Below are 21,657 nucleotides of genomic sequence, written 5' to 3'. Positions count from 1 at the left end.
GGGAGAAAATCAAATGTCTGATTTATCAAAACATCGTGTTGTTGACCCTGTATTAACAGAGTTAGCACAGGGTTATTACAATGGGAATATGATTTCTGAAGTGTTATTCCCGATTGCAGAAACACAAAAAGAAGGGGGCAAAATCCCAACTTTTGGGCGCTTAGCATTCCGTTTACAAACCACAAAGCGTGAACTTCGAGCCGCATCAAATCGTTTAACACCTGAAGATATTGGTTCATTGACTGTTGTGTTAGAAGAAAACGACATTGAATATCCAATTGATATTCGTGAAGTGAGCGAAGCGGAAGGCGTTTACCCACTTCGTCAGTACGCAACAGGTGTCACTCAAGATGTGATTGTATTAAATCGTGAAAAAGCCTGTGCGGATTTAGCATTAAACGAAGACAACTATGATGCAAGCAATAAAATCACGTTAAGTGGTACTTCTCAATTTACGGATAAAAACTCTGATCCAATTTCTGTTATTAAAGCAGGTATTCGTGCAATTAAACGTGCGACAGGTCGTAAGCCGAATGTTTGTGCAATTTCTGGTGATGTATGGGAAGTGTTAAGTGAACACCCCAAAGTACTAGAAAAAATCAAATATGTGGCAACGGCAGTATTAACGCCTGAAGATTTTGCAAAGTTAGTCAAAATTGACAAAGTCATCATTGGTGAGGCGGTGTATGAACAAAGTAGTGAATTAAAAGATATTTGGTCAAAAGCTATCGTGCTTGCTTATGTTGCAGCTGCATCAAAAGAGAAAAAACAAAATATCTATGAGCCATCTTATGGTTATACCGTGCGTCGTAAAAATGGCTTATATGTGGATACCTATACTGAAGTTGGGGGCAAAGTTGAAATCGTGCGTACAACAGATATCAATAAGCCATACATTGTTGGTAAAGCTGCTGGTTACTTAATCAAGGGCTGTATTTAAATCTAATTTAAGCCGTATTTAAACGAGTTTTAAGTGCGGTTTACTCACTTTTTTGGGAGAGAAAAATGAATAAAAAAATGTTATATGCCGTCGTTGGCACAATGGCAATTCTTCACAACGGCAAACGTTATGAAAAGGGCGACAAAATCGAATTGACTGCTGAAGAAGCGGAAAACTTATCGCTTTATATTCAGCTAGACCAATCTGAATTGGAAAAGCAAAAAGAAGAACGACGTCTTGCTGAAGAAAAAGCAGAGCAAGAGCGTTTAGCTGCTGAAAAAGCACAAAAAGAAGCTGAAGAAAAGGCAGAAAAAGAACGTTTAGCTGCTGAAAAAGCACAAAAAGAAGCTGAAGAAAAGGCAGAAAAAGAACGTTTAGTTGCTGAAAAAGCGCAGAAAAAAACGGAAGAAAAAACCAAAGAAAAGGCAGATAAGTAATGTACATTTCGGCACAGGATTTAACAGAAGTATTGAGTGAACGCAGTCTGATTGAACTATCCAATGATCATTCTAGAGCGACTGAGTATAACCCATTGGTGCTTGACAAGGCTTGTCAGTATGCCACGGAAACTGTGGACGGTTATTTACGTTCTCGCTATTTGTTGCCGTTAAAATCGGTGCCGACAATCGTGCGTAATATCTGTTTGCAACTTGCTCGCTTTTGGCTTTATTCACGTCGTCCCGAAGGGACAGGTTTCCCTGAGAACGTCAAAGATACCTACGCTCAAGCATTGAAAGATCTTGAGCGCATTCAAAGCGGTAAGTTACATCTTGGCTTAGAAGAGCTGAATGAAAATGGCACAAATGCATTGGACGATGTAGCTAAATTCAAAACCAGAGCTAATAAGAAAATAGATTTAACAGGTTATTGAGAGGTATTGTTATGAGTGCGACACAGACAATTTTAAACAGCATACAAACTCACCTTCTATCACAGATTGACCGTTTTGCTATTGAACTCTTCCCTGACAATCCGAGTGAATATTTCCTGCGAGATGAATCTGGTGCAATTCTTATTCAATACGCAGGGTCAAAGTTTGAACGCATTAATAGCACGGATATTATTCAACAACGACGCACTGTGACCATTGCATTGACGGTCATTGCACGCAGTCAACACAATGATGATGGTGCCTTAGCCATATTAGATCAAGTGCGGTTGGCTATTGTTGGATTTCGTCCAGAAAATTGTCTCGCTTGTGCATTAATCAATGAAGAATTTGCTGGTGAGGCAGATGGGCTTTGGCAATATCAGCTCTTAGTACAAACCGAAACGTGGCAAGTTGAGCAAACAAAAGCAGTGGATTTACCTAAATTGGCAAACGTCTATTCTCGCAAGCCAACGGATCCGCTTAACCCCATTTTACAACCTAAATCATAGGAGAACTATATGGCATTTCATCATGGCACAGAAACCAAACGTGTTACAGGTGGCTCCGTTGCAGTCGAAACGGTTGATGGTGCAATTATTGGCATTGTCGGTACAGCACCAATAGGTCCACTTAATGAGTTAACACTGTGTCAAACTAAGAAAGACTTTGCCAAATTTGGTACGATTTTAAATCAAGGTTTCACCTTACCTGATGCATTTGATGTGATTGCTCGTTATGCCGCAGGGCAAGTATATGTTGTGAACGTGTTAGATGTATCAAAACACAAAAGCGAAATTCAAGATGAAAGTATTACGCTGGATGAAACCACGTTACTTGCGAATACGCAGAAAAAAGGCTTATTAAGCCTAACATTAAAGTCCAATAGCACACCATTAACCTTAAATGAAGATTATTGGGTAGATATGCAAACGGGCGAAATTCGTTTAAAAGTGAGCAAGACGTCATTGACTGCGACTTATACCTACGCTGACCCAAGCAAAGTCACTGAAGAAGATATCAAGGGTGGCATTGAAAGTTCAACAGGTAAACGTAAAGGCTTTGAATTGTTGCGCGATGGTTTCAACTTGTATGGTGCGGATGCCAAAATTCTGATTTGCCCCGAATTTGATAAAACAGCCAGCTGTGCTTCAGCACTTGGTACACTTGCAGAACAATTAAAAGCAGTGGCTTATGTGCAGTTACCAAAAGGCACGAGCCTTTCTAAAGCTATCCAAGGTCGTGGTCCACAAGGCACGATTAATGCAAAAGATTCAACTGAACGTGTACGCCACTTTTTTCCGTATGCATTAGGTTCCAGTAACCAGTTAGAAAGTTTGGCGGTTCACGCTGCAGGGCTTCGTATGAAAGTGGATGTAGAAAAAGGCTATTGGCATAGTACCTCAAACCACCAATTACTCGGTGTAATCGGTATGGAATTACCATTGACTGCACGTATTGATGATATCCAATCTGAAACGAACCGTTTAAATGCGGTGGGCATCACCACCATTTTCAACAGTTTTGGCACTGGTTTCCGACTTTGGGGTAACCGCTCATCAAATTACCCAACTGTCACGCATATCATCAATTTTGAAACCGCACTTCGCACGGGGGACTTAATTGATGAAAGTATTCGCATGGTTGAATTGCAATATATTGACCGCCCAATTGATGACGCATTAATTGATAGCCTTACTGAAACGGTAGACACTTATTTGCGTGCCTTACCTTCAATTGTCGGATATAGCTTAGGGCTAGATTATGACTATGATTTAGTGGATGCGTTTAGTAAAGGACAGGTGCCGATTAAATACGATTACACACCGAAATTACCCGCGGAACGTATTACCAACACGTCAGTAATGACACGTAAATACTTGGTTAATTTAGTGTCACAAAAATAAGGAGTAATAAATGAGCGTAGCAATTAATCAGATTATCAATGCCAATGTGTATATGGATGGAAACTCATTACTGGGCAAAGCAAAACAGTTTAAATTGCCAGATATTGAATTTGAGCAAATCGAACACAAAGGCTTAGGGCTTGTGGGGACTATTAAGCTACCCTCTGGTATTGCAGCATTAGAGGGCGAAGTAACATGGGATAGTTTTTATCCTGAAGTGCGAGCCAAAGCCTACAACCCAATGAAGAACGTGCAACTGATGGCTCGTTCTAATCTGCAGGTATTTGATGCCCGTGGCTTAGTGGCAGAAGAACCTATGGTTACCATTATGAATGTGAGCTTTAGTAAAACAACAGGGGGAAGCCTCAAAAACAAGGAAGCCACAGAACACGCAGATACCTTCCAAGTGCATTCTATTAAGCAAACTGTTGGCGGTAAGGAGATCTTCTTCTATGATGCATTTGCTAATATTTTGCGTGTAAATGGGCAAGATGTGTTACAAAAATACCGCACTAATATTGGGCAATAGTTAAAAATCTTTAAAGCACTTTAAAAGCACTTTAAATCGTATTTAATTAAACTCCTTAATGAAGTTAAACAATGAAGCATTAAGGAGTTTTTTATGTCTCTTTCTAATCAAATCCAAATTTATCGCAGTATTCAACTCCAATTTCCGATTAAAGACGGGGAAGGTAAAGATATTACCGAATTAAAGATTCGCCGTGCAAAAGTGGCGGATATTAAACAGATGAGTAATTTTAAAGGCACTGATGCAGATAAAGAAATCTATATGCTATCACTTCTCACAGGGCTGGTACCTGAGGATTTTGATGCTATGGATATTGCGGATTATGCCAAAGTCCAAGCAGCGTTAGCGGATATGCAAAAGGGAAAGTAAGTATTGAACAGCTCAATGCTATGGTTGCTGATGTGGCGTGGTGGTTTGGTTGGAATGTTAGTGAAATTGAACAAATGACATTGGATGAATTATCAACTTGGCTAGAACAAGCTAACCGCCAAATTAAAGCAGGATACAGCAAAAGTAAAGCCACGCTATAACGTGGCTTTATTACTTTATTTGTTCGCTTTTGAAAACAAGCGTCCTGAACCTAGCCGATAGGCAAAAAATAAAACAGCACCGATTATTTGCCAAGCAATAACCCAGATAAAAACAGCAAAAATAATTTGCACAAAATCCAGTTGTGATGCTGCAAAAGTTAAAAATGAATACAGGGTATAGCCAAAGCCTACGACACAGCTCAATACAATGAGGCTTTCTAAAAAATCAAAGCTAGTAGTGGTTTTCATATCTACCCCCCCCTTAGTAATGAGAGAAATATAAACGATGTCTTCAAATTTAGCAATATCTTTAGTTATCGGCGCATCCGTCGGTGGTGCGATAGCTGGAATTAAGAATTTAAGAAATAGCCTGAAGCTTTTTAAAGACGAAAGTCAAAGCGTTGGGAGCCGCATGCTAGGCTTGGGTAAAAATGTTGCACTTGGGACCAGTTCATTGATCTCGTTAGGTACTGCCGCAACAACATCCATGCTTGCTATAGCACAACCTGCTATTAAATTTGAAAGTGCAATGGCAGATGTAAAAAAGGTAGTGAATTTTGATAGTCCTGCTCAATTCAAAGAGATGGAGCAAGATATCCTTAGGCTCACACGCACTATCCCTATGGCAAGTGAAGAAATCGCTGCTATTGTTGCTGCAGGTGGTCAAGCGGGTATTGCTAGAGAGAATTTACTTGGTTATGCCGAAGATGCCGCAAAAATGGGAGTGGCATTCGATATGGCAGCAGGTGATGCGGGTACTGCGATGGCAACCATGGCGAACGTATTGGGCAAGCCTATTAGTGAAATGGCAAAATTTGGTGATGCGATAAACCATCTATCAGATAACGCTAACGCAAAGGCTGCTGATATTGTCAATGTCATTGCACGAGCGGGTTCTGATACTAGAATGTTAGGCTTGACAGAAAACCAAGCGGCTGCATTAGGTTCAACATTCCTGTCCATGGGTAAAGCACCCGAAGTTGCGGCACAAGCGATTAAAGGCATGAGTTCGGCATTTGCAGAGCTTAAAGCTGGTAAGCATGCTAAAGAGTTACAAATGCTTGGGCTTACCCCAAAATCATTTGCTAAAGCAATGAATAAGGACGCACAGGGGGCAATTTCTGACTTTATTGCACGCGTAAAAAAACTCCCAAAAGATAAACAGTACCCACTTTTAGCTAAGATGTTTGGTAAACAATACGCTGATGACATTATGTTGCTTGCTCAAAATACAGCGGAATATAACAGACAGCTTGGGTTACTCGAAGAACGTGATGAAAACGGAAATCTCAAATACATGGGCTCTATGCAGCGTGAATTTGAGAACCGAAGTGCGACGACTGAAAACAATCTTCAGCTTTTGAAAAATAGCTTTAATGAAATTGGTATCGCCATTGGCGCTAAGTTACTTCCGCCTATCAATTTATTAGTGAATAAATTAAAACCTGTCATTTACAACATTTTAGAATGGATGAATGCCAACCCAGAACTTGTCAATCAATTTGTTCAAATTGGGGGTGGTTTAGTAGCAATAATTGGTGGATTTGTTGCATTAAAAACAGTGCTGTCACTTGGCTTAATGGCAATCTTACCGTTTTGGTCGGGGGGTAAAAAGTTATTTTCTCTATTCAAATTCTTGACGCCAGTATTGATGAAACTTGCCTATGGATTTGGTTATACGCTTGGATTGATTGCTAAAGGTGCACTTTTCTTGGGTAAATTGCTTTCAGGCGTTCTAGTGAAAGGTTTGATGTTAGTCGGTAAAACAATGCTGTTTGTGGGACGTGCCATGTTGATGAACCCAATTGGTTTGTTGATTACGGGGATTGCAGTTGGTGCGTTCTTAATTTATGAGTATTGGGAACCTATCTCAGCATTTTTCAGCACGCTTTGGGCAGAAGTTACGGTCATTTTTGATAATGTTTGTCAATTTGTGACTAATATCTGGAATGATGTGCAAGGTATTTGGTCTGCTGTTTGGGATGGCGTGACAAACTGGTTTACAGGCTTATGGGAAAGTATTAACGGATTGTTTAATGGTAACTTTACAGAGCTAGGTAACATTATTCTTGCATTTAATCCACTGTCGTTATTCCAATCTATTTTTAGTTCAGTATTAAATTATTTTAGCGTTGAACTTCCTGCCGAGTTCACTAACTTTGGTAAAAATATCATTGATGGATTGGTGAACGGAATCGGCAATGCTTGGGATAGCGCAAAAGAAACAGTCACGGAGCTTGGCACCAGTGTCAAAAACTGGTTTGCTGAAAAACTCGGTATTCACTCCCCGAGCCGTGTATTTATGGGGTTCGGTGAAAATACAGTACAAGGACTAGCAATTGGTATTAATAAATCCTTGGGATTAGCCGAAAAAGCCAGTGATGAAATGAGTAATGCGGTAGGTATTTTCCCCCACTCTGATTATCAATCATTACAAACCACTTTTGCACAACAACAAAGCGAGCAAGCTCAGCATGGCGGAATGACGATTCATTTTAATCCCACTATTAATGTAAATGGTTCATCTAATAACCAAGTGTTAAATGATGTTAAAGAGGGATTAAACATCTCTTTAAGAGAATTTGAAACCATGCTTGCGCGTGTATTAGATCAACAAAAACGGAGAGCATACTAATGTATTTAATGTTGGGCACAATTGCACTTGAACCTATTGATGTCACTGATTTTTCAGAAATCCAAGCTGCAAGATTTGCAGAACATCAAGTGTTAAAAGGTAAACCTCGTTTACAAGCGATGGGTGAAAGTTTAGCTGAATTGAATCTATCTGTCCGCTTGCATCACAAAATTGGTGGAGTTGAACGTCGTTATCAAGCTTTACTCGCTGCCAAAGCGAAACAAGATGCTTTGGCACTCATTTGGGGACGTGGCAAATTTAAAGGGAATTTTGTGATCACAGATATTCATTCAAATACACTGTTTACGGATAAATACGGTAATGTGCTGTGTCGGGAGCTAACAATTAACTTAAAAGAATATGTTGGTGAATTAAAAAATAATTTATTAGGTGCGGCATTAAATATTGGTAAAGGCTCATTATTAGGTTCGATACTACCACCAGAATTTTTTGCAGGAATGAATGCAGCAAAAGAAGCCTTAACAAAAGGGATTGATCTTTATAACCAAGGTAAACGCATTGTTGATGAGGTGCAAAATACCATTGCCATTATGAAACAATTTTCACAAGACCCCGCAACTGCATTGGCTTATTTACCGAGTGTGTTAGGTAATCTTGATGGTGCACTGGGTAGCTTCAGCGAGCTAACAGGAATGAGTGAGTTATTTAATGGCGTGCGTTCAGTATTGCCTGTTGTTAGTGAGTTCAGTCAAGAGGTGGCTGAAATACAAAGTGGTCTGATGGCGATTCAATCTGATTTCCAGCAAGGCTCGAGCGGTTCAGATTGGTCAGAGTGGTTTCCCTCTGCAAATAGAACCATGTCTGAGGTTGCAGAAAGCTTTGATTTCTTAGCCCCTAGAGTGGCTGAAATGACCGCTTGGATTGTGTTACGCAATGATGATGAGGTAAATAATGACACAGACCGTGCTTAAACACATCGTTAAACAAGGCGAACGTTGGGACAACCTTGCCTATCATTATTACGGTGATGCACTAGAGTATTCTCGTATTATTGATGCTAATCCACATCTCAGTTTTTACGAAGTCTTACCAACAGGAGCAACAGTATTTATTCCCGTGTTACAAGTGAAACCTACGAATAATGAAGATATGCCGCCATGGTTAAGGGGAGATAATGAGTAATATTGCCCAACCTGATTTTTCACTATTTTATGAAAAAACAAATATTACCGCAGACATTGAGCCGCACTTAATTGAATTAAGTTATACGGATTATTTAGAAGGTCAAAGTGATGAACTTGTGGTGCAATTTGAAGATATTAGCGGAAAATGGATCCGTGCATGGTTCCCAACACAAGGCGATAAGCTCAAAGGGGCGATTGGCTATAAAGGTGAACAACTTGTTGATATCGGTGCATTTGAAATTGATGAAGTCGAATACCAATACCGCCCTTCTAACATTACATTGCGTGCATTAAGTGCTGGGGTGTCTAAAAATCAGCGTACGCTCAAACCCAAAGCCTATGAACACACAACCCTTGCACAAGTCATTGCAGTTGTAGCAAAACGTTTAAAATTAAAAGTGGTGGGTGAGATAAAACATATTCCCATTGCTCGCATAACACAATATCAGGAGCGTGATTTAGAGTTTTTGGCACGCCTTGGACGTGAATACCATCACAGTTTTAAGGTGGTGAATGATCAGCTTGTCTTTACAGCAAAAGAAAAATTGGGAGAAAGTGAGTCCGTTCTCACTATTGAAGAACAAGACACTATCAGCATTAGTCTTCGTGACCGTATTAGCTCTACCGCAAAAGAAGTGAATATTAGTGGTTATGATGCGAATGGTAAAAAAGTGATTAAAAAAAGTAAAAAAGCAAAGGCAAAACGTGAAGATGTTTCCCAAGCGGCGAAATCTAGTGAAGATAGCTTGCAAATTGTAACACGTGGCGAAAGCCAAGAGCAAATTGATGCAAGAGGTGAAGCAGCACTTGCAGAACAAAATGACGACCAGCAATCTGGCACGATTAAACTTTGGGGCAACCCTAAATTAGTCGCAGGCAATACCATTTTATTACGCAATCTAGGTGTGTTTTCAGGGAAATATTTGATTAAATCATCACACCATACGATTTATCGCAATCAAGGCTACACAACGACAATAGACGTGAGATTGCTTGAATTTATTGCTGATGACCTAGTGACACAATCAATGGAGAAACACAATGCAAACCCATAATTTCACTGCGACTTACCAAGAAGGCATTGTCAGTGCGGTGGACAGTACAAAACACAAAGTGAGATGTAAAATTCCCGCACTTGATGACTTGGAAACAGCGTGGCTTTCTTATCTGACACCCAATGCAGGCGGTAATCAATTTTATTGTCTGCCTGATGTGGGCGAATTGGTCGCAATAATACTCGATGCACGAGGTGAAGGTGGTTGTGTGTTAGGCGCAATTTTTAATGCCCAAGACCCAACACCAACAGGTGACAGTAACATTTGGATGAAAAAATTCAGCAACGGCACAATAATCAAACACGACCGAAATTCTGGTAATGTTGAAGTATCTGCTGTTGGCGAGGTTTTAATAAAATCTCCATCAAAAGTTACCATAGATTGTCCAGCAACAGAAACCACAGGGGACCTTATGGTTAAAGGCGCATTGACTTATATGAAAGGTATGACAGGTTATGGCGGTGGTGGTGCTACAGCGATGATTAATGGCTCACTTGAGACGAAAGGTGGTGACATTAAAGCTGATAATATTAGTCTAAAAACTCACAAACATACTGAGCAAGGCGACGGTAAAGATACTAGTATTGCGAAATAATTCTTTAAAGCGCTTTAAAATCAATTTTCCCTGCTGCCCTGTAATATCAGGGCTATGAATACACATACTCACTTAACGACACACTGGCAACTTGCCCCGAATGATGAAGTGCAATCAGTTATTCAGGGCATTGATGATATTCATCTTTGTATTGCCAACATTCTCAACACCATAAAAGGCACTGATATTTTACGCCCTGAATTTGGCAGTGATCATTTTCGTTATATTGACCAACCTGAAGATCTTGCCGTACCCAACTTCGTGCGTGAAATTACCTTTGCATTACAGCGTTTTGAGAAGCGGATTGAGATTGATGAAGTCAAAGTCAGTGGAAATGCACCGCACTTTACGTTCACTATTTTTTGGTCGTTAAAAGAAGATGTCTATCGTGAAATCTATTCAACAGAGGTCAAGGGATAATGAAAGCGGATGATGTAAAAATTGTGTCTGAAGATGTGAAACAAATCCTTGCAGATACCATTGCAGATTATGAAAAACGCACTGGCAAAACATTGCAACCAGCACATATTGAACGCTCAATTATTCAGTCTTATGCCTATCGTGAATTGTTAGTGCGAAAAGGTATCAATGAAGCTTTCTTAAATACTTTTCCACAATTTGCCAAAGGACTAGCCCTTGATTTATGTGGCGAGCCTATGGGGTGCTATCGTTTACAAGACAAACCTGCTCGTTGTGTTTTACGCTTCAGCATAGAAGCCACCCACCCTCTCGTGTTAATCCCTAAAGGAACTCGTGTTGCAGTTGATGAAAAGTTGGAATTTATCACCCTTAACGATGATGTCATTACACCACTTATCAGCTATGTAGAAATTGAGGCACAAGCCAATATTAAAGGCACCATGGGTAATGGCTGGGAAATCGGGCGAGTAAAAACCTTAAAAAGTCCATTAATGACCTCCCTTGAAGTTAAAGTGAGCAACATTGATGTGCCAAGTGGCGGCCTTGTGCAAGAAAGTGATGATGACTATCGCAAGCGTATTTTGAGCGCCCCTGAAGCATTCTCAACCTGTGGTTCAGTGGCTGCTTATGATTACCACGTGCGTGCAGTGTCTCAAGCTATTGCAGATGTGAATGTGGCAACACCCAAAGGCGGTTTAGTCCGCATTACGGTACTGACAAAAGAAGGCATCCCTGATAGCCGATTGCTTAATGACATCAAGCAATATGTCAGTGGCGAAAAACGACGTCCGCTTTGCGATACTGTTGAAGTAAAAGCCCCTACACAAAGGGACTATCAAATTACAGCCACATTAAAGCTACTTGATGGATTTCGTGAAGATATTGTGAAAACCAAAGCTCGTGATGCGCTTCAATTTTATCTTTCAGATAAAACGAAAAAGCTAGGGCTGGATGTAGTGCCGTCAGCATTAATCAGTGCTTTGCGTGTTGAGGGTGTCTATGACGTCACCCTCACTTCACCGCAAAAAATTGTAGTGGCAGAAAATGAATGGGCAAACTGTACTGCAATTAGCGTAGAAGTCGAAAGCGAGAGAACAAATGGCTAGATTACGTTACCCAGATATTATCGCACGAGATGCAAAATACACCGCACTGGCGGAACTTGGGCAAAGACTACCTCAGTTTAAGCTCTCGCCTATTATGACTACGCTCGTCGATTTACTCGACGACCGCTTTATTGAAGTGCTTGCGGAAAAATGGAGCGTCACAGGTTATGACGGGCTGTTTTTAGCGACGACGCAAGAATCTAAAAAAGGGTTGATTAAAAAATCCGTTGAGTTACACAGACACAAAGGCACGCCTTGGTCTGTTCGTGAAGTAATTCGTCAACTTGGATTTGGAGAGATTGAAATTGACGAAGGATTAAAAAATCGGGATTACAGCGCAAATACCTTCGTCAATAAAATTCCATCAGATGAGAGATGGGCATATTACGGCATTCAGCTAAGTAAGCCTGTGACAAATGAGCAAGCGGTCGAAATTCGGAAAATATTAAGGAATTTTGTGCCAGCACGTTGTTTGCTGGGTGTGCTTGACTATAAGTCTGCACCAGTACTCTACAACAATAAAGTACGATACAACAAGCAATATAATCATGGTTCTGTATAAATTTTAAAAGCGTTTAAAGAGGATTTAAATCATGGCTGGTTTGAACGAAACCAATAAATGGGAAACCGAAATTTATCGTATAGAGGAAAACGATCCCGTGCACGGGGGTGAGGACGGCATTACGAATAAACCCATTAAACAATTAGCAAATCGCACAAAATATCTCAAAACAGAGGTTGAGAAGCGCTATATCGCACAGAACGCCTCAACAGAACAAACTGGGTTAGTACAACTCGACTCAAACACTGATTCAGATGCAGAGGATAAAGCAGCGACACCGAAAGCAGTAAATGTTGTTAAAGCGTTAGTGATTGCTGTGAGAAATGCGCTAAATAACTATATTCCAAACAGCAAGAAATCAAATGCTGATAACAGCTCAAGTTCAGACACTATTGCAACGAGTTATGCTTTAAAAAAAGTACGTGATATTGCAACAAAAAGAGCAACAGATACGACCGCTGGACAAACAGTGTTGTCACACAAAACCAATGGCACTGATAAATCAAAATCCGCTTCTGAGTTCGCGCTTGGCGAATTAAATAAAGAATTAGCAGGGAAAGGTGTACCACTGGGTGCAGTTGTGTCTTTTCCAAAAGGCATGAATCCTCGCGGTTATCTAAGAGCAATTGGCGGTACGTTTAATCGAGCAACTTATCCTGACTTATATGTCGCTAATGGGAATAGTGACATCTTACCGAATTTACATCGTAGCGATGTAGGCATGACGGCTTATTTTGCCGTGGATAACATTCCCACTGGCTGGATTGCCTTTGATTCAATCAGAACAACCGTTACACAGCAAAATTACCCTGAGTTATATCGTTACTTAGTCGGTAAATATGGTTCTATTTCAAATGTGCCATTAGCTGAAGACCGATTTATTAGAAATGCATCAAACAATTTATCTGTTGGTGAAACGCAAAGTGATGAGATTAAAAAGCACGTTCACAAAGTGAGAACACACTGGGTTAATTCAAGTGATAGTAATATTTTTTATGACAAAACGAAAACAGTTATAGATTCACGATTACGCACTGCAACTACAACTGATGATAATCTCAGTGATAATGGATTTATGCATCCGCTATTAGATAGCCCAATGGCAACAGGTGGAAATGAAACTCGCCCTAAATCATTAATCCTCAAATTATGCATCAAAGCAAAAAACACATTTGATGACGTGCAATTCTGGGTGAAGGCTTTCGGTGTTGTTGAAAATGCTGGGGCTTTAGATGCGGGTACACTTGCGCAAAATATGCAAGCGTTATCTGAGAGTGTTGAACAAAAAATAGAAGAGAATAAACAATCAACTTTGCGAGAAATCACCAATGCAAAAGCTGATATAAAACAGCAATTTTTGCAGGCACAAGAGAATTTATCTCAAATTGGCACATTAAAAACAGTCTGGCAAGGTAACGTGAATTCTAGGCAAATTACTCTATCAGAGAAGTGCTTCGGTAAAACGTTAATTTTATATCTTCAATCGTCCGAAAGTCACAGGCTTAATGATAATAACGATATTGAACTCGTCAGTTTTGAAGTGGGTGCAGAAATTGAAGGTAAAAAAGGTGGCAGAGTTCGTTGGCTTGATGTTCGTGAAGTAAATGCACACAGCAATGGTGGTAGACCTATTTATTATGTAGAAGTCAAGACATTCGCTGTGACTGTTGATAGAGACGGTACAACAATACAAATTCAAAATCTTGCTGGTCGTTTTGTAAAACGTATTGATATTCGATGAAGGAGTGATTAATGAAAGTCTATTTTTTAAAAGAAAATTTGAATAGTTATCAAATTTTCCCTATTCCTCAAAACTTAAATGATTTTGTGGAAATGGAAGTAGAAAACGAATCAGAGCTTGAGACTAAACAACTTATTGATTTTAAAAGTCAATACATTCTAGTTGATAGACAACCAACAGAATTACACAAATGGAACGGAAACAGCTGGGTTGTTGATAAAAAAAAGAAAACTGAAATTAAGCGTGAACTCATTAAAAATCTAGTTGATAGCATTGATGATACAGCAGCTAACATTAGTGCAAGATGGACAAGGTTTGCCGAAGAGTATAAGGAGCGAGAAGCTGCCGCTATTGCCTTTAAAGAAGCAAATTTTGCTGGAGAAGTAAGCGTTTATATCAGCAGTTTTGCAACGGTTGCAGGTCTTGATAATCAGTCTGCGTCACTTTTGATTCTTCAGCAAGCAGAAAGCTTGCGTACATTGCAACAACAATTAGCAGTGCAAAGAATGCGTAAGTATGAGTTAAAGCATGAGGCGTTGAGTGATGAAGAACTGCAACGTATTCATGACGATATTATAGGTAAAATGCAAACATTAGCGGAGGCACAACAATGATAGGCGCTAAAATCTATCTCGCATTATACAAAGGTAAAAAAACGGGTAAAAACCCGAGCGCACTTTTGGCACGTTTGAGTGACTGGCTCACTCGTAAATTGACAAAAGGCGTGTATTCGCATTGTGAAATTGCAGTAATGAAAGAAGTATTTGTCAGTGGGCATCACTATGAAACAGAAGTGATGTACGAGTGTTATTCGTCTTCAATTCGAGACGGCGGTGTACGTTGTAAGCAAATTGATGTTTATGATAGAGAAAAATGGGATTTAATTGAGCTAGAGGGAGTTACTGAAGCACAAATCAAAGCTTATTTTGACCGCACTTTGGGCTGTAAATATGACTGGTGGGGTGCGTTAGGGATTGTGCTAGGCATCAAACAAAAACGCTCAAAATATTTTTGCAGTGAATGGTGTTTTAATGCGATTTGCGGTGGCGAGAGCGGTTGGCGGTTTAGTCCAAATCAACTAGCAGCTATATTTAATAAAGAGAAAAGTTAAAAGGAGAGTTTACCCTGCACAAAGTTTAATTCAGTAAAGAAAAGACGGCGATAACAACGGCACTAGGAATGCTCGTTGTTACCAGCTACGCAGAATAAGCCTGCATATAGCCATACGTCGCCTACCTTGCGCAAGGCGGGCGGATTGTAACAAATCTTTTGATTAGGAGAAATATATGCAGTCAATTAAAGCAATCCGTTGCACATTTTGTAACAAATTATTGGCGAAAGTGGGGATAGTTGGTTATTTAGAAATCAAATGCCCTCGTTGCAAAACCGTTAATACTACACGTTAATTTGATTTGAGTGTCAGAATGCCTTGAGCATCGGAACGCCATAGAAAGGAAAAACTATGGCAAATCAAAACACCTTTAAACAAGCCCCATTGCCGTTTATCGGACAAAAACGAATGTTTCTTAAACATTTTGAAACAGTTTTAAATGAGAATATAAAAGGCGATGGCGAAGGCTGGACGGTTATTGATACATTCGGCGGTTCGGGCTTATTAAGCCACGCAGCCAAACGGTTAAAACCGAAAGCCCGCGTAATCTACAACGATTTTGATGGCTATGCCGAAAGATTGGCATATATCAACGACACTAACGCCTTACGCACACAAATCTTTGCAAAAATTGGTAACGCTACGCCAAAGAATAAGCGTTTACCAAAGTCATTAAAGGCAGAAATCATTAAAATCATCGACCAATTCAAAGGTTACAAAGATTTAAACTGCTTGACGAGTTGGCTATTGTTTAGTGGACAACAAGTAAGCTCATTAGACGAACTGTATAAGAAAGATTTTTGGCATTGCGTTCGATTAAGCGATTATCCTAGTGCAGAGGGGTATTTGGATGGCGTGGAAGTTATCCGTGAATCATTTCACACACTTTTGCCGAAGTTTACCGATAATCCGAAAGCCTTGTTTGTATTAGATCCGCCTTACCTTTGCACCAAACAGGAAAGCTACAAACAAGCCACCTATTTTGATTTGATAGATTTCTTGCGATTGGTCAATATTACGCGACCACCTTATATATTCTTCAGTTCAACAAAGTCGGAATTTGTGCGGTTTATTGAGTATATGGTCGATGATAAAGTGCATAATTGGCAGGCGTTTGAAAACGCCAAACGGATTACAGTCAATGCCAAACTGAACTACCAAGTGGCGTATGAAGACAATTTAGTCTATAAATTCTAGCAGTAACAAAGGCTTCGAGTAATCGCGAAGCCTTTTGTTTTAGTCTTCTAATTCGGAAAGTAAACAATAAAACGGTGGGGCAAAAGAGGCGAGCGTGGACGTAAATCTCACCACGCAATCTTTACGTCCGTCTTCCACAAAACGCACATCTAAAAATGCCGTGTTATAGACAAAAGTTTGCCCGCATTCGTTAGGCAGTGAATATTGCGAACCGTCTACAACAAAACCGTCGTGTTCTTTTACGGCAACAAGAGCTAGTTCCATCATTATTTCTTGCTCGGTTCTCATTTTAAAATTTGTCATTTTGTAGGTTTCCTGTGTTTGTTTAACTTGGTCATAGGATTGCTCTCTTAGGTTTACATAGCAAGTTATCATTACGGAAAAATGACTGACTGTGGTCGAATTAGGCTAGGGAGGGATGTAGGGCTAAATAGGTGCAGTTATGTTGTGCGAGTTTATCTGAAGTGCAAAATTTAAACGCCCTTTAATGATGATTTAAAGGGCGTTTTTATTTCTCAAATTTAGCGATTTTTAACCGCTTAAAATGGGAAATAGCCAAGATTTCAGATTTCTCACTTTTAACGGTTATGTTTCTCAAAATTCGCGGACGGCTACACCGACCTGTGGCAGGATTATCAGCAAAAATAATATCGCTTTCGCCTTTTTCTTCATTATTCACATAGATTTGAGCTTCATAACGCCCTGGTAACACGGCATTTTTTACATTAAATCGGGCAAAATCAACGCCCAACACCGAACCATCTCCCCAAAGAGAGGCATCAAATTGATCTTCCGCCCACGCTAAAGGATTTGCCAATAGCAGTGAACAAGCAAACGCAATTTTATTTAAGGGAAAAATTTTTGTTTTCACAGATTAATCGTTCTTTGTGGTTGTAGGGTGGGCTTCAGCCCACCTTTGTTATGGTTAATCGGTGGGCTAAAGCCCACCCTACACTAGTTCGCTATTATTGAGCGATGGCTTCGCCTTCTTGGTCGGCACCGTAATCATTAACCAATACCCATTTCAATTTATCGCCAGAACGCACGCCTTTGGCTTCAAATACCGCTTGAGAAAAAGGGGCAACCATTTTGACATTTTTCGCAGGTTTATTTTGATGTAACAAACCAATGTAGTTCATATAATAAGGGGTTTGATTATCCACCAACACCCCTTCAGGTGTGGCTTTAAACACTACTTTTTTCATTGCATCAAAAGAATCCATCGAGAGTTTCGCAGGGCGATAAAACAACTTCAAACGTGAACGAATGGCAATTTGCATAAAACTGCCGTGTTTTGCCAGAAATGCCGCATCAGGTTTCGGCGGAATATCTAACAAATTAAAATAAAAGAGGCTTTCGCGATCATCAGGTAAAGGCTCGCTGCCTGTGAACGTAATCCGCAAACTTTGCCCTGATTTCGCTTCCACTCGAGCAACAGGCGGGGTAATCACAAAAGGGGTTTTGGTGTATTTTGGATCGGCATTTGGATTGCCATTATCAATCCAGGCTTGCACCAATGCTGCCGAATCATCATTGTTTTCTAACTTCACGATAACATTTTTTTGCCCAGCGGGATAAATCACTCTGGTGCCAGTGATAATCACATTTGCATTGGCTGAAAATGCACAAAGTGCGGTAAAAAATAGTGCGGTAAAAAATAAAAGTGTTTTTTTAAACATTGTTTTCCCCATTTCAACATAATTAAATCCATAAACTGGGCTAAGCCCATATTTATCCTTATTCATTTCCCCGTAGGCGAGGCATAAGCCCACCGTGCCTAATACAACATTACAGTTGTTTGATGATGTTCCGCGTGGGCTTACGCCCACCCTACAAATCTTTTTTATATGTCTCCATGTGGGCAAAAACCCAACCTACAGCGAATTAATTCAAAAAAATATGAAATTTTTCAAAAAGGACTTTAATTATATATATATATATATAATGGAAGCGTTTTTTACTTTTTTGGGAAAACAAATCTTGCTGTTTATTAAGGCTTTGGCATGTTGATAAACGGTTTATATTCATCTTTTACTTTATTTATAAAGCGCAAACCTCTTTTATGGAGTAATTTATTATGAAGAAAACACTACTTGGTAGCTTAATTTTATTGGCATTTGCAGGGAATGTGCAGGCACAACCTAATGCAGAAACAAAAGGAACTGTTACTTTTTTTGGCAAGGTGGTTGAAAATACTTGTAAAGTGAAAACAGACAATAGAAATATGAGCGTGGTATTAAATGATGTGGGTAAAGCACATTTAACAACAAAAGATAATACCGCAATGCCTACACCATTCACAATTACGTTGGAAAACTGTAATACTACTACTGCTGCTGGTAAACCTAAAGCAGATAAGGTTGGGGTTTATTTTTATTCCTGGAAGAATGCGGATAAGGAAAATAGCTATACATTAAAAAATATACATCCAAATGATGCTGATAAAGCGAATAACGTTAATATTCAGCTTATGAAAGATAATGGTACAGATGCAATTGCAGTAGTGGGTAAAGAAACCGAGGACTTCGTTCATAAAGGTAATGCAGACAATCAAACTGCTATAGCTAGAGATAAAAATCATATTTCAGGTGCAACTGAATTAAATAATCAAGCTAGTATTGCTCTACATTATATAGCCCAATATTACGCAACAGGTACAGCAACCGCAGGTAAAGTAAAATCCTCAGTTGATTTCCAAATTGCTTACGAATAATACCTAATGTAACGCAATCTAAGCCCACGCGTTTGTTATATCCCGCGTGGGCTTACGCCCACGCTACGTGATGAAAGAAAATGTAAATACGTTTTGTTATCTTAAACTTGGTTTTTCACGAAAAATTTTTTCTTGAATCGCTTCCGTAACAAAAGCATTAAGAGAACGATCGCCTGCTATGATCGTAGCTTCTCTATGCAATTCCTCGCCAATTCGTACATTAAATACACCTTTAAAAGGCTTATTCGGTTCTTTACCTAATTCCAAACAATCTTGTAAATATAAATCAACAGATTGACGAAATTCTTTTTCTAGCTCAGATAATGACTCTGCTTCGTAAGTCACTAAATCACGAATGTAAGCAAGTTTGCCAAACAATATATTGTTTTCTAAATCCGCCTCAATCGTGCCAACATAACCTTTATAATTTAATAACTTCATAGAATACCTACCTGTTTTAATGATTCTTTCACTGACTTTAAAGCACCGCCTTTAATATAATTTTCAGGGTGAGGCTTATGTAACAAAATCGTGTGCTTGAGTGTTCTATTATAAAATCTCACTCGAGAGCCTGCCATTTCTCGCTTTTCATAACCTTGTTGAGCTAACAAAAAAACTAATTCATTCCAATTAAATGTAGATTTTGATTGTGCGAGCTTATCTAATAATTTTTCAGTTCGTCCCATATAAACTATCGCCCATTAATTTGGTATCAAGTATAGTTACTAAAATTTAAAAATCAAATAATTATAAAATAATCCCCATTAATACGTACATAAATAGCAAACGTTTGCTCGATATATGTAATCTATGCTATTCTACACCACGTTTTTAATTAGAAAATTGAGAAAATAGCATGTCAAAAACTGCACAAATTGCCGTTGTGATGGGGTCAAAAAGTGATTGGGCTACTATGCAAGAGGCAACTCAGATTTTAGATGAATTAAACGTGCCTTATCATGTGGAAGTCGTCTCTGCCCATCGTACGCCTGATAAACTTTTCGAATTTGCCGAAAATGCACAAAAAAATGGCTATAAAGTAATTATTGCTGGTGCAGGCGGTGCGGCACATTTACCTGGTATGATCGCAGCCAAAACACTTGTGCCAGTGCTGGGGGTGCCAGTAAAAAGTTCTATGTTAAGTGGTGTGGATAGCCTTTATTCAATTGTGCAAATGCCAAAAGGGATTCCAGTCGGAACATTAGCGATTGGCTCTGCAGGCGCGGCAAATGCTGGGTTGTTAGCAGCCCAAATTCTAGCAGGTTGGGATGCAGAATTGCTTTCACGCTTGCAATCTTTCCGTGAAAGCCAAACTCGTGCTGTACTGGACAATCCCGATCCACGCACATAAAAATATCTTCAGATCTGACCGCACTTTTAAAGTGCGGTTGTTTTTTCGTAAATTTAACGAGAAATATTATGCAAAACTCCACCTTATACCCAACCGTTTATGTTCTCGGCAACGGACAACTCGGCAGAATGTTAGGTTACGCTGGTGCACCTTTAGATATTTATGTTGAACCCTTAGCCTTCAATGCGCCAGTTTTTGACTTACCTGAAAATGCGATCATCACGGCGGAAATTGAACGCTGGGAAAAAACGCCTTTGACTGAATTACTCAGCAATCATAAAAACTTCGTTAATCAACATGTATTTGGATTATTAGCCGATCGTTTTACGCAAAAATCCTTGCTTGATGAACTGAATATTTCTACCTCACCTTGGTGTTTATTAAAAGATAAAACACAATGGAATGATCTCTTCCAAACTGTTGGCGGGAAAGTTGTCGTTAAACGCAGAACCGGCGGATATGATGGGCGTGGTCAATGGATTATCAGCGATAAAAACAAAGCGGACATTACCGATGACTTATTTGGTGAAGTGATCGCAGAAAAATTTATTCCTTTCGATTATGAAGTTTCTATTGTGGGCGCGAGATTTAAAAATGGCGAAAAACATTTTTATCCCGTTACACATAACCTGCAACAAAACGGCATTTTGCGTTACAGTGTGGTTGATATTGCGTTTCCTCAACAATCTACACAACAAAAGCAAGCAGAAGCCATGCTCGGCAAAATTATGGATAAATTAGGCTATGTGGGTGTCATGGCAATGGAATGTTTTGTTGTAGGCGACAAATTACTGATTAACGAACTTGCGCCTCGCGTACATAACAGTGGGCATTGGACACAACTAGGCTGTGCTATCAGTCAATTTGAATTACATTTACGTACGCTACTCAATTTGCCAACGCCTGAATTACAAACGTTCGCCCCAAGTGTAATGATTAATTTAATCGGCACCAATCATAACCCTAAATGGCTTAACATACCTTTTGCACAGCTTCATTGGTACGGTAAAGAAGTGAGAGCTGGGCGTAAAGTTGGGCATATTAATCTTTCCCATCCCAATAAAGCGGTCATTATTCAACAATTAGAAAAACTCCGCACTGAATTACCAGAAGATTATCAATCTGGATTAAATTGGGCGATTGAAAAACTAAAATAATGTAAAAAATGACCGCACTTTTTGATGAATATTTAAAAATATCAAAGCGTGGTTAATTTTTATAAAATCTTTCTTGATAAAATAAAATGACTGAA

General features: G+C 39.4%; 30 protein-coding genes. 24 read left to right on the top strand and 6 right to left on the bottom strand.

The genetic code is table 11. The annotated features are described in order from the left end of the window. Window positions 1-13 precede the first annotated feature (13 nt). From DV356_RS02915 to DV356_RS02880, 8 genes are all read left to right on the top strand, one after another. Window positions 14-940 (top strand): hypothetical protein, encoded by a 927-nt coding sequence (locus DV356_RS02915; RefSeq protein ID WP_005661610.1) that lies wholly within the window; start codon window positions 14-16, stop codon window positions 938-940. 65 nt (window positions 941-1,005) lie between these two features. Beyond that, window positions 1,006-1,377 carry a DUF7210 family protein gene (locus DV356_RS02910; RefSeq protein ID WP_080317248.1) on the top strand — a complete coding sequence of 124 codons (372 nt, stop codon included), beginning with the start codon at window positions 1,006-1,008 and terminating at the stop codon, window positions 1,375-1,377. After that, a complete protein-coding gene (locus DV356_RS02905) occupies window positions 1,377-1,811 on the top strand; it encodes a gp436 family protein (protein ID WP_005658887.1) in 435 nt (144 codons plus the stop codon). The genes DV356_RS02910 and DV356_RS02905 overlap by 1 nt, the downstream gene beginning before the upstream one ends. A gap of 11 nt (window positions 1,812-1,822) precedes the next feature. After that, window positions 1,823-2,320 carry a Gp37 family protein gene (locus DV356_RS02900; RefSeq protein WP_005658884.1) on the top strand — a complete coding sequence of 166 codons (498 nt, stop codon included), beginning with the start codon at window positions 1,823-1,825 and terminating at the stop codon, window positions 2,318-2,320. 9 nt (window positions 2,321-2,329) lie between these two features. Continuing rightward, window positions 2,330-3,715 (top strand): phage tail sheath family protein, encoded by a 1,386-nt coding sequence (locus DV356_RS02895; protein ID WP_005661612.1) that lies wholly within the window; start codon window positions 2,330-2,332, stop codon window positions 3,713-3,715. A gap of 10 nt (window positions 3,716-3,725) precedes the next feature. Further along, the gene (locus DV356_RS02890) at window positions 3,726-4,244 is read left to right on the top strand and encodes a phage major tail tube protein (protein WP_005661614.1); all 519 of its coding nucleotides are present in this window, start codon (window positions 3,726-3,728) and stop codon (window positions 4,242-4,244) included. A gap of 93 nt (window positions 4,245-4,337) precedes the next feature. After that, complete coding sequence (locus DV356_RS02885; RefSeq protein ID WP_005658875.1) at window positions 4,338-4,613, top strand: phage tail assembly protein; 276 nt, start codon at window positions 4,338-4,340, stop codon at window positions 4,611-4,613. A gap of 20 nt (window positions 4,614-4,633) precedes the next feature. Then, window positions 4,634-4,774 carry a GpE family phage tail protein gene (locus DV356_RS02880; protein ID WP_005658873.1) on the top strand — a complete coding sequence of 47 codons (141 nt, stop codon included), beginning with the start codon at window positions 4,634-4,636 and terminating at the stop codon, window positions 4,772-4,774. Window positions 4,775-4,789: 15 nt separating this feature from the next. On the opposite strand, the gene DV356_RS02875 is transcribed toward DV356_RS02880, so the two are convergent. Further along, window positions 4,790-5,023: a hypothetical protein gene (locus tag DV356_RS02875; RefSeq protein WP_005658872.1), complete on the bottom strand. Its 234-nt coding sequence runs from the start codon at window positions 5,021-5,023 to the stop codon at window positions 4,790-4,792. Window positions 5,024-5,060: 37 nt separating this feature from the next. Here DV356_RS02875 and DV356_RS02870 point away from each other — a divergent pair, with 37 nt between their 5' ends. The 13 genes from DV356_RS02870 to DV356_RS02810 all read left to right on the top strand — a co-directional run bounded on the left by DV356_RS02870 (window position 5,061) and on the right by DV356_RS02810 (window position 16,341). Then, window positions 5,061-7,409, top strand: coding sequence for a phage tail tape measure protein (locus DV356_RS02870; protein WP_005658870.1), 2,349 nt, complete (start codon window positions 5,061-5,063; stop codon window positions 7,407-7,409). Then, window positions 7,409-8,341, top strand: a complete 933-nt coding sequence (locus tag DV356_RS02865; RefSeq protein WP_042602932.1) for a phage tail protein — start codon at window positions 7,409-7,411, stop codon at window positions 8,339-8,341. Before DV356_RS02870 ends, DV356_RS02865 begins: the two co-directional genes overlap by 1 nt. Continuing rightward, window positions 8,322-8,552, top strand: a complete 231-nt coding sequence (locus DV356_RS02860; RefSeq protein WP_016533315.1) for a tail protein X — start codon at window positions 8,322-8,324, stop codon at window positions 8,550-8,552. Before DV356_RS02865 ends, DV356_RS02860 begins: the two co-directional genes overlap by 20 nt. Continuing rightward, window positions 8,545-9,609 (top strand): phage late control D family protein, encoded by a 1,065-nt coding sequence (locus DV356_RS02855; protein ID WP_005658863.1) that lies wholly within the window; start codon window positions 8,545-8,547, stop codon window positions 9,607-9,609. Before DV356_RS02860 ends, DV356_RS02855 begins: the two co-directional genes overlap by 8 nt. Further along, window positions 9,596-10,204, top strand: coding sequence for a phage baseplate assembly protein V (locus tag DV356_RS02850; protein ID WP_005658861.1), 609 nt, complete (start codon window positions 9,596-9,598; stop codon window positions 10,202-10,204). Before DV356_RS02855 ends, DV356_RS02850 begins: the two co-directional genes overlap by 14 nt. Window positions 10,205-10,258: 54 nt before the next feature. Then, window positions 10,259-10,624, top strand: coding sequence for a GPW/gp25 family protein (locus DV356_RS02845; protein WP_005658860.1), 366 nt, complete (start codon window positions 10,259-10,261; stop codon window positions 10,622-10,624). Beyond that, window positions 10,624-11,730, top strand: coding sequence for a baseplate assembly protein (locus tag DV356_RS02840; protein WP_005658857.1), 1,107 nt, complete (start codon window positions 10,624-10,626; stop codon window positions 11,728-11,730). Before DV356_RS02845 ends, DV356_RS02840 begins: the two co-directional genes overlap by 1 nt. Beyond that, complete coding sequence (locus DV356_RS02835) at window positions 11,723-12,292, top strand: phage tail protein (protein WP_005658855.1); 570 nt, start codon at window positions 11,723-11,725, stop codon at window positions 12,290-12,292. The genes DV356_RS02840 and DV356_RS02835 overlap by 8 nt, the downstream gene beginning before the upstream one ends. Window positions 12,293-12,323: 31 nt before the next feature. After that, on the top strand, window positions 12,324-14,033 hold the full coding sequence (locus tag DV356_RS02830) for a phage tail protein (RefSeq protein WP_085012763.1): 1,710 nt from the start codon (window positions 12,324-12,326) through the stop codon (window positions 14,031-14,033). 11 nt (window positions 14,034-14,044) lie between these two features. Beyond that, window positions 14,045-14,647, top strand: a complete 603-nt coding sequence (locus tag DV356_RS02825) for a hypothetical protein (RefSeq protein WP_005661624.1) — start codon at window positions 14,045-14,047, stop codon at window positions 14,645-14,647. Continuing rightward, on the top strand, window positions 14,644-15,144 hold the full coding sequence (locus DV356_RS02820; RefSeq protein ID WP_005659026.1) for a hypothetical protein: 501 nt from the start codon (window positions 14,644-14,646) through the stop codon (window positions 15,142-15,144). Before DV356_RS02825 ends, DV356_RS02820 begins: the two co-directional genes overlap by 4 nt. Before the next feature lie 175 nt (window positions 15,145-15,319). Beyond that, the gene (locus tag DV356_RS02815; protein ID WP_005641687.1) at window positions 15,320-15,439 is read left to right on the top strand and encodes a Com family DNA-binding transcriptional regulator; all 120 of its coding nucleotides are present in this window, start codon (window positions 15,320-15,322) and stop codon (window positions 15,437-15,439) included. Window positions 15,440-15,495: 56 nt separating this feature from the next. After that, window positions 15,496-16,341: a hypothetical protein gene (locus DV356_RS02810; RefSeq protein ID WP_042602938.1), complete on the top strand. Its 846-nt coding sequence runs from the start codon at window positions 15,496-15,498 to the stop codon at window positions 16,339-16,341. Between the two features lie 39 nt (window positions 16,342-16,380). On the opposite strand, the gene DV356_RS02805 is transcribed toward DV356_RS02810, so the two are convergent. The 3 genes from DV356_RS02805 to DV356_RS02790 form a co-directional block, all read right to left on the bottom strand. Beyond that, on the bottom strand, window positions 16,381-16,644 hold the full coding sequence (locus tag DV356_RS02805; RefSeq protein ID WP_005689965.1) for a hypothetical protein: 264 nt from the start codon (window positions 16,642-16,644) through the stop codon (window positions 16,381-16,383). A gap of 205 nt (window positions 16,645-16,849) precedes the next feature. After that, a complete protein-coding gene (locus DV356_RS02795) occupies window positions 16,850-17,212 on the bottom strand; it encodes a FimD/PapC N-terminal domain-containing protein (RefSeq protein WP_239994840.1) in 363 nt (120 codons plus the stop codon). A gap of 94 nt (window positions 17,213-17,306) precedes the next feature. Then, entirely contained in the window at window positions 17,307-18,020 is a 714-nt protein-coding gene (locus DV356_RS02790; protein ID WP_116945209.1) for a fimbria/pilus periplasmic chaperone, read from the bottom strand. Window positions 18,021-18,418: 398 nt separating this feature from the next. Here DV356_RS02790 and DV356_RS02780 point away from each other — a divergent pair, with 398 nt between their 5' ends. Further along, window positions 18,419-19,054 (top strand): fimbrial protein, encoded by a 636-nt coding sequence (locus DV356_RS02780; protein ID WP_118806486.1) that lies wholly within the window; start codon window positions 18,419-18,421, stop codon window positions 19,052-19,054. A gap of 96 nt (window positions 19,055-19,150) precedes the next feature. Here DV356_RS02780 and DV356_RS02775 read toward each other — a convergent pair whose 3' ends face one another. Then, window positions 19,151-19,495 carry a type II toxin-antitoxin system HicB family antitoxin gene (locus DV356_RS02775; protein ID WP_005653201.1) on the bottom strand — a complete coding sequence of 115 codons (345 nt, stop codon included), beginning with the start codon at window positions 19,493-19,495 and terminating at the stop codon, window positions 19,151-19,153. Beyond that, window positions 19,492-19,740 carry a type II toxin-antitoxin system HicA family toxin gene (locus tag DV356_RS02770; RefSeq protein ID WP_005647315.1) on the bottom strand — a complete coding sequence of 83 codons (249 nt, stop codon included), beginning with the start codon at window positions 19,738-19,740 and terminating at the stop codon, window positions 19,492-19,494. Before DV356_RS02770 ends, DV356_RS02775 begins: the two co-directional genes overlap by 4 nt. 170 nt (window positions 19,741-19,910) lie before the next feature. Between DV356_RS02770 and purE the strand changes: the two genes are divergently transcribed. Next, a complete protein-coding gene (gene purE, locus DV356_RS02765; protein WP_118806485.1) occupies window positions 19,911-20,405 on the top strand; it encodes a 5-(carboxyamino)imidazole ribonucleotide mutase in 495 nt (164 codons plus the stop codon). Window positions 20,406-20,473: 68 nt separating this feature from the next. Next, window positions 20,474-21,562, top strand: coding sequence for a 5-(carboxyamino)imidazole ribonucleotide synthase (purK, locus tag DV356_RS02760; protein WP_048954437.1), 1,089 nt, complete (start codon window positions 20,474-20,476; stop codon window positions 21,560-21,562). Window positions 21,563-21,657: the final 95 nt, after the last annotated feature.

It is taken from the genome of Haemophilus influenzae, assembly GCF_003494325.1.
GTDB classification, from domain to species: domain Bacteria; phylum Pseudomonadota; class Gammaproteobacteria; order Enterobacterales; family Pasteurellaceae; genus Haemophilus; species Haemophilus influenzae_I.
Note: the sequence above shows the minus strand (reverse complement) of the source record. Positions and strands in the feature narration are given on the sequence as shown.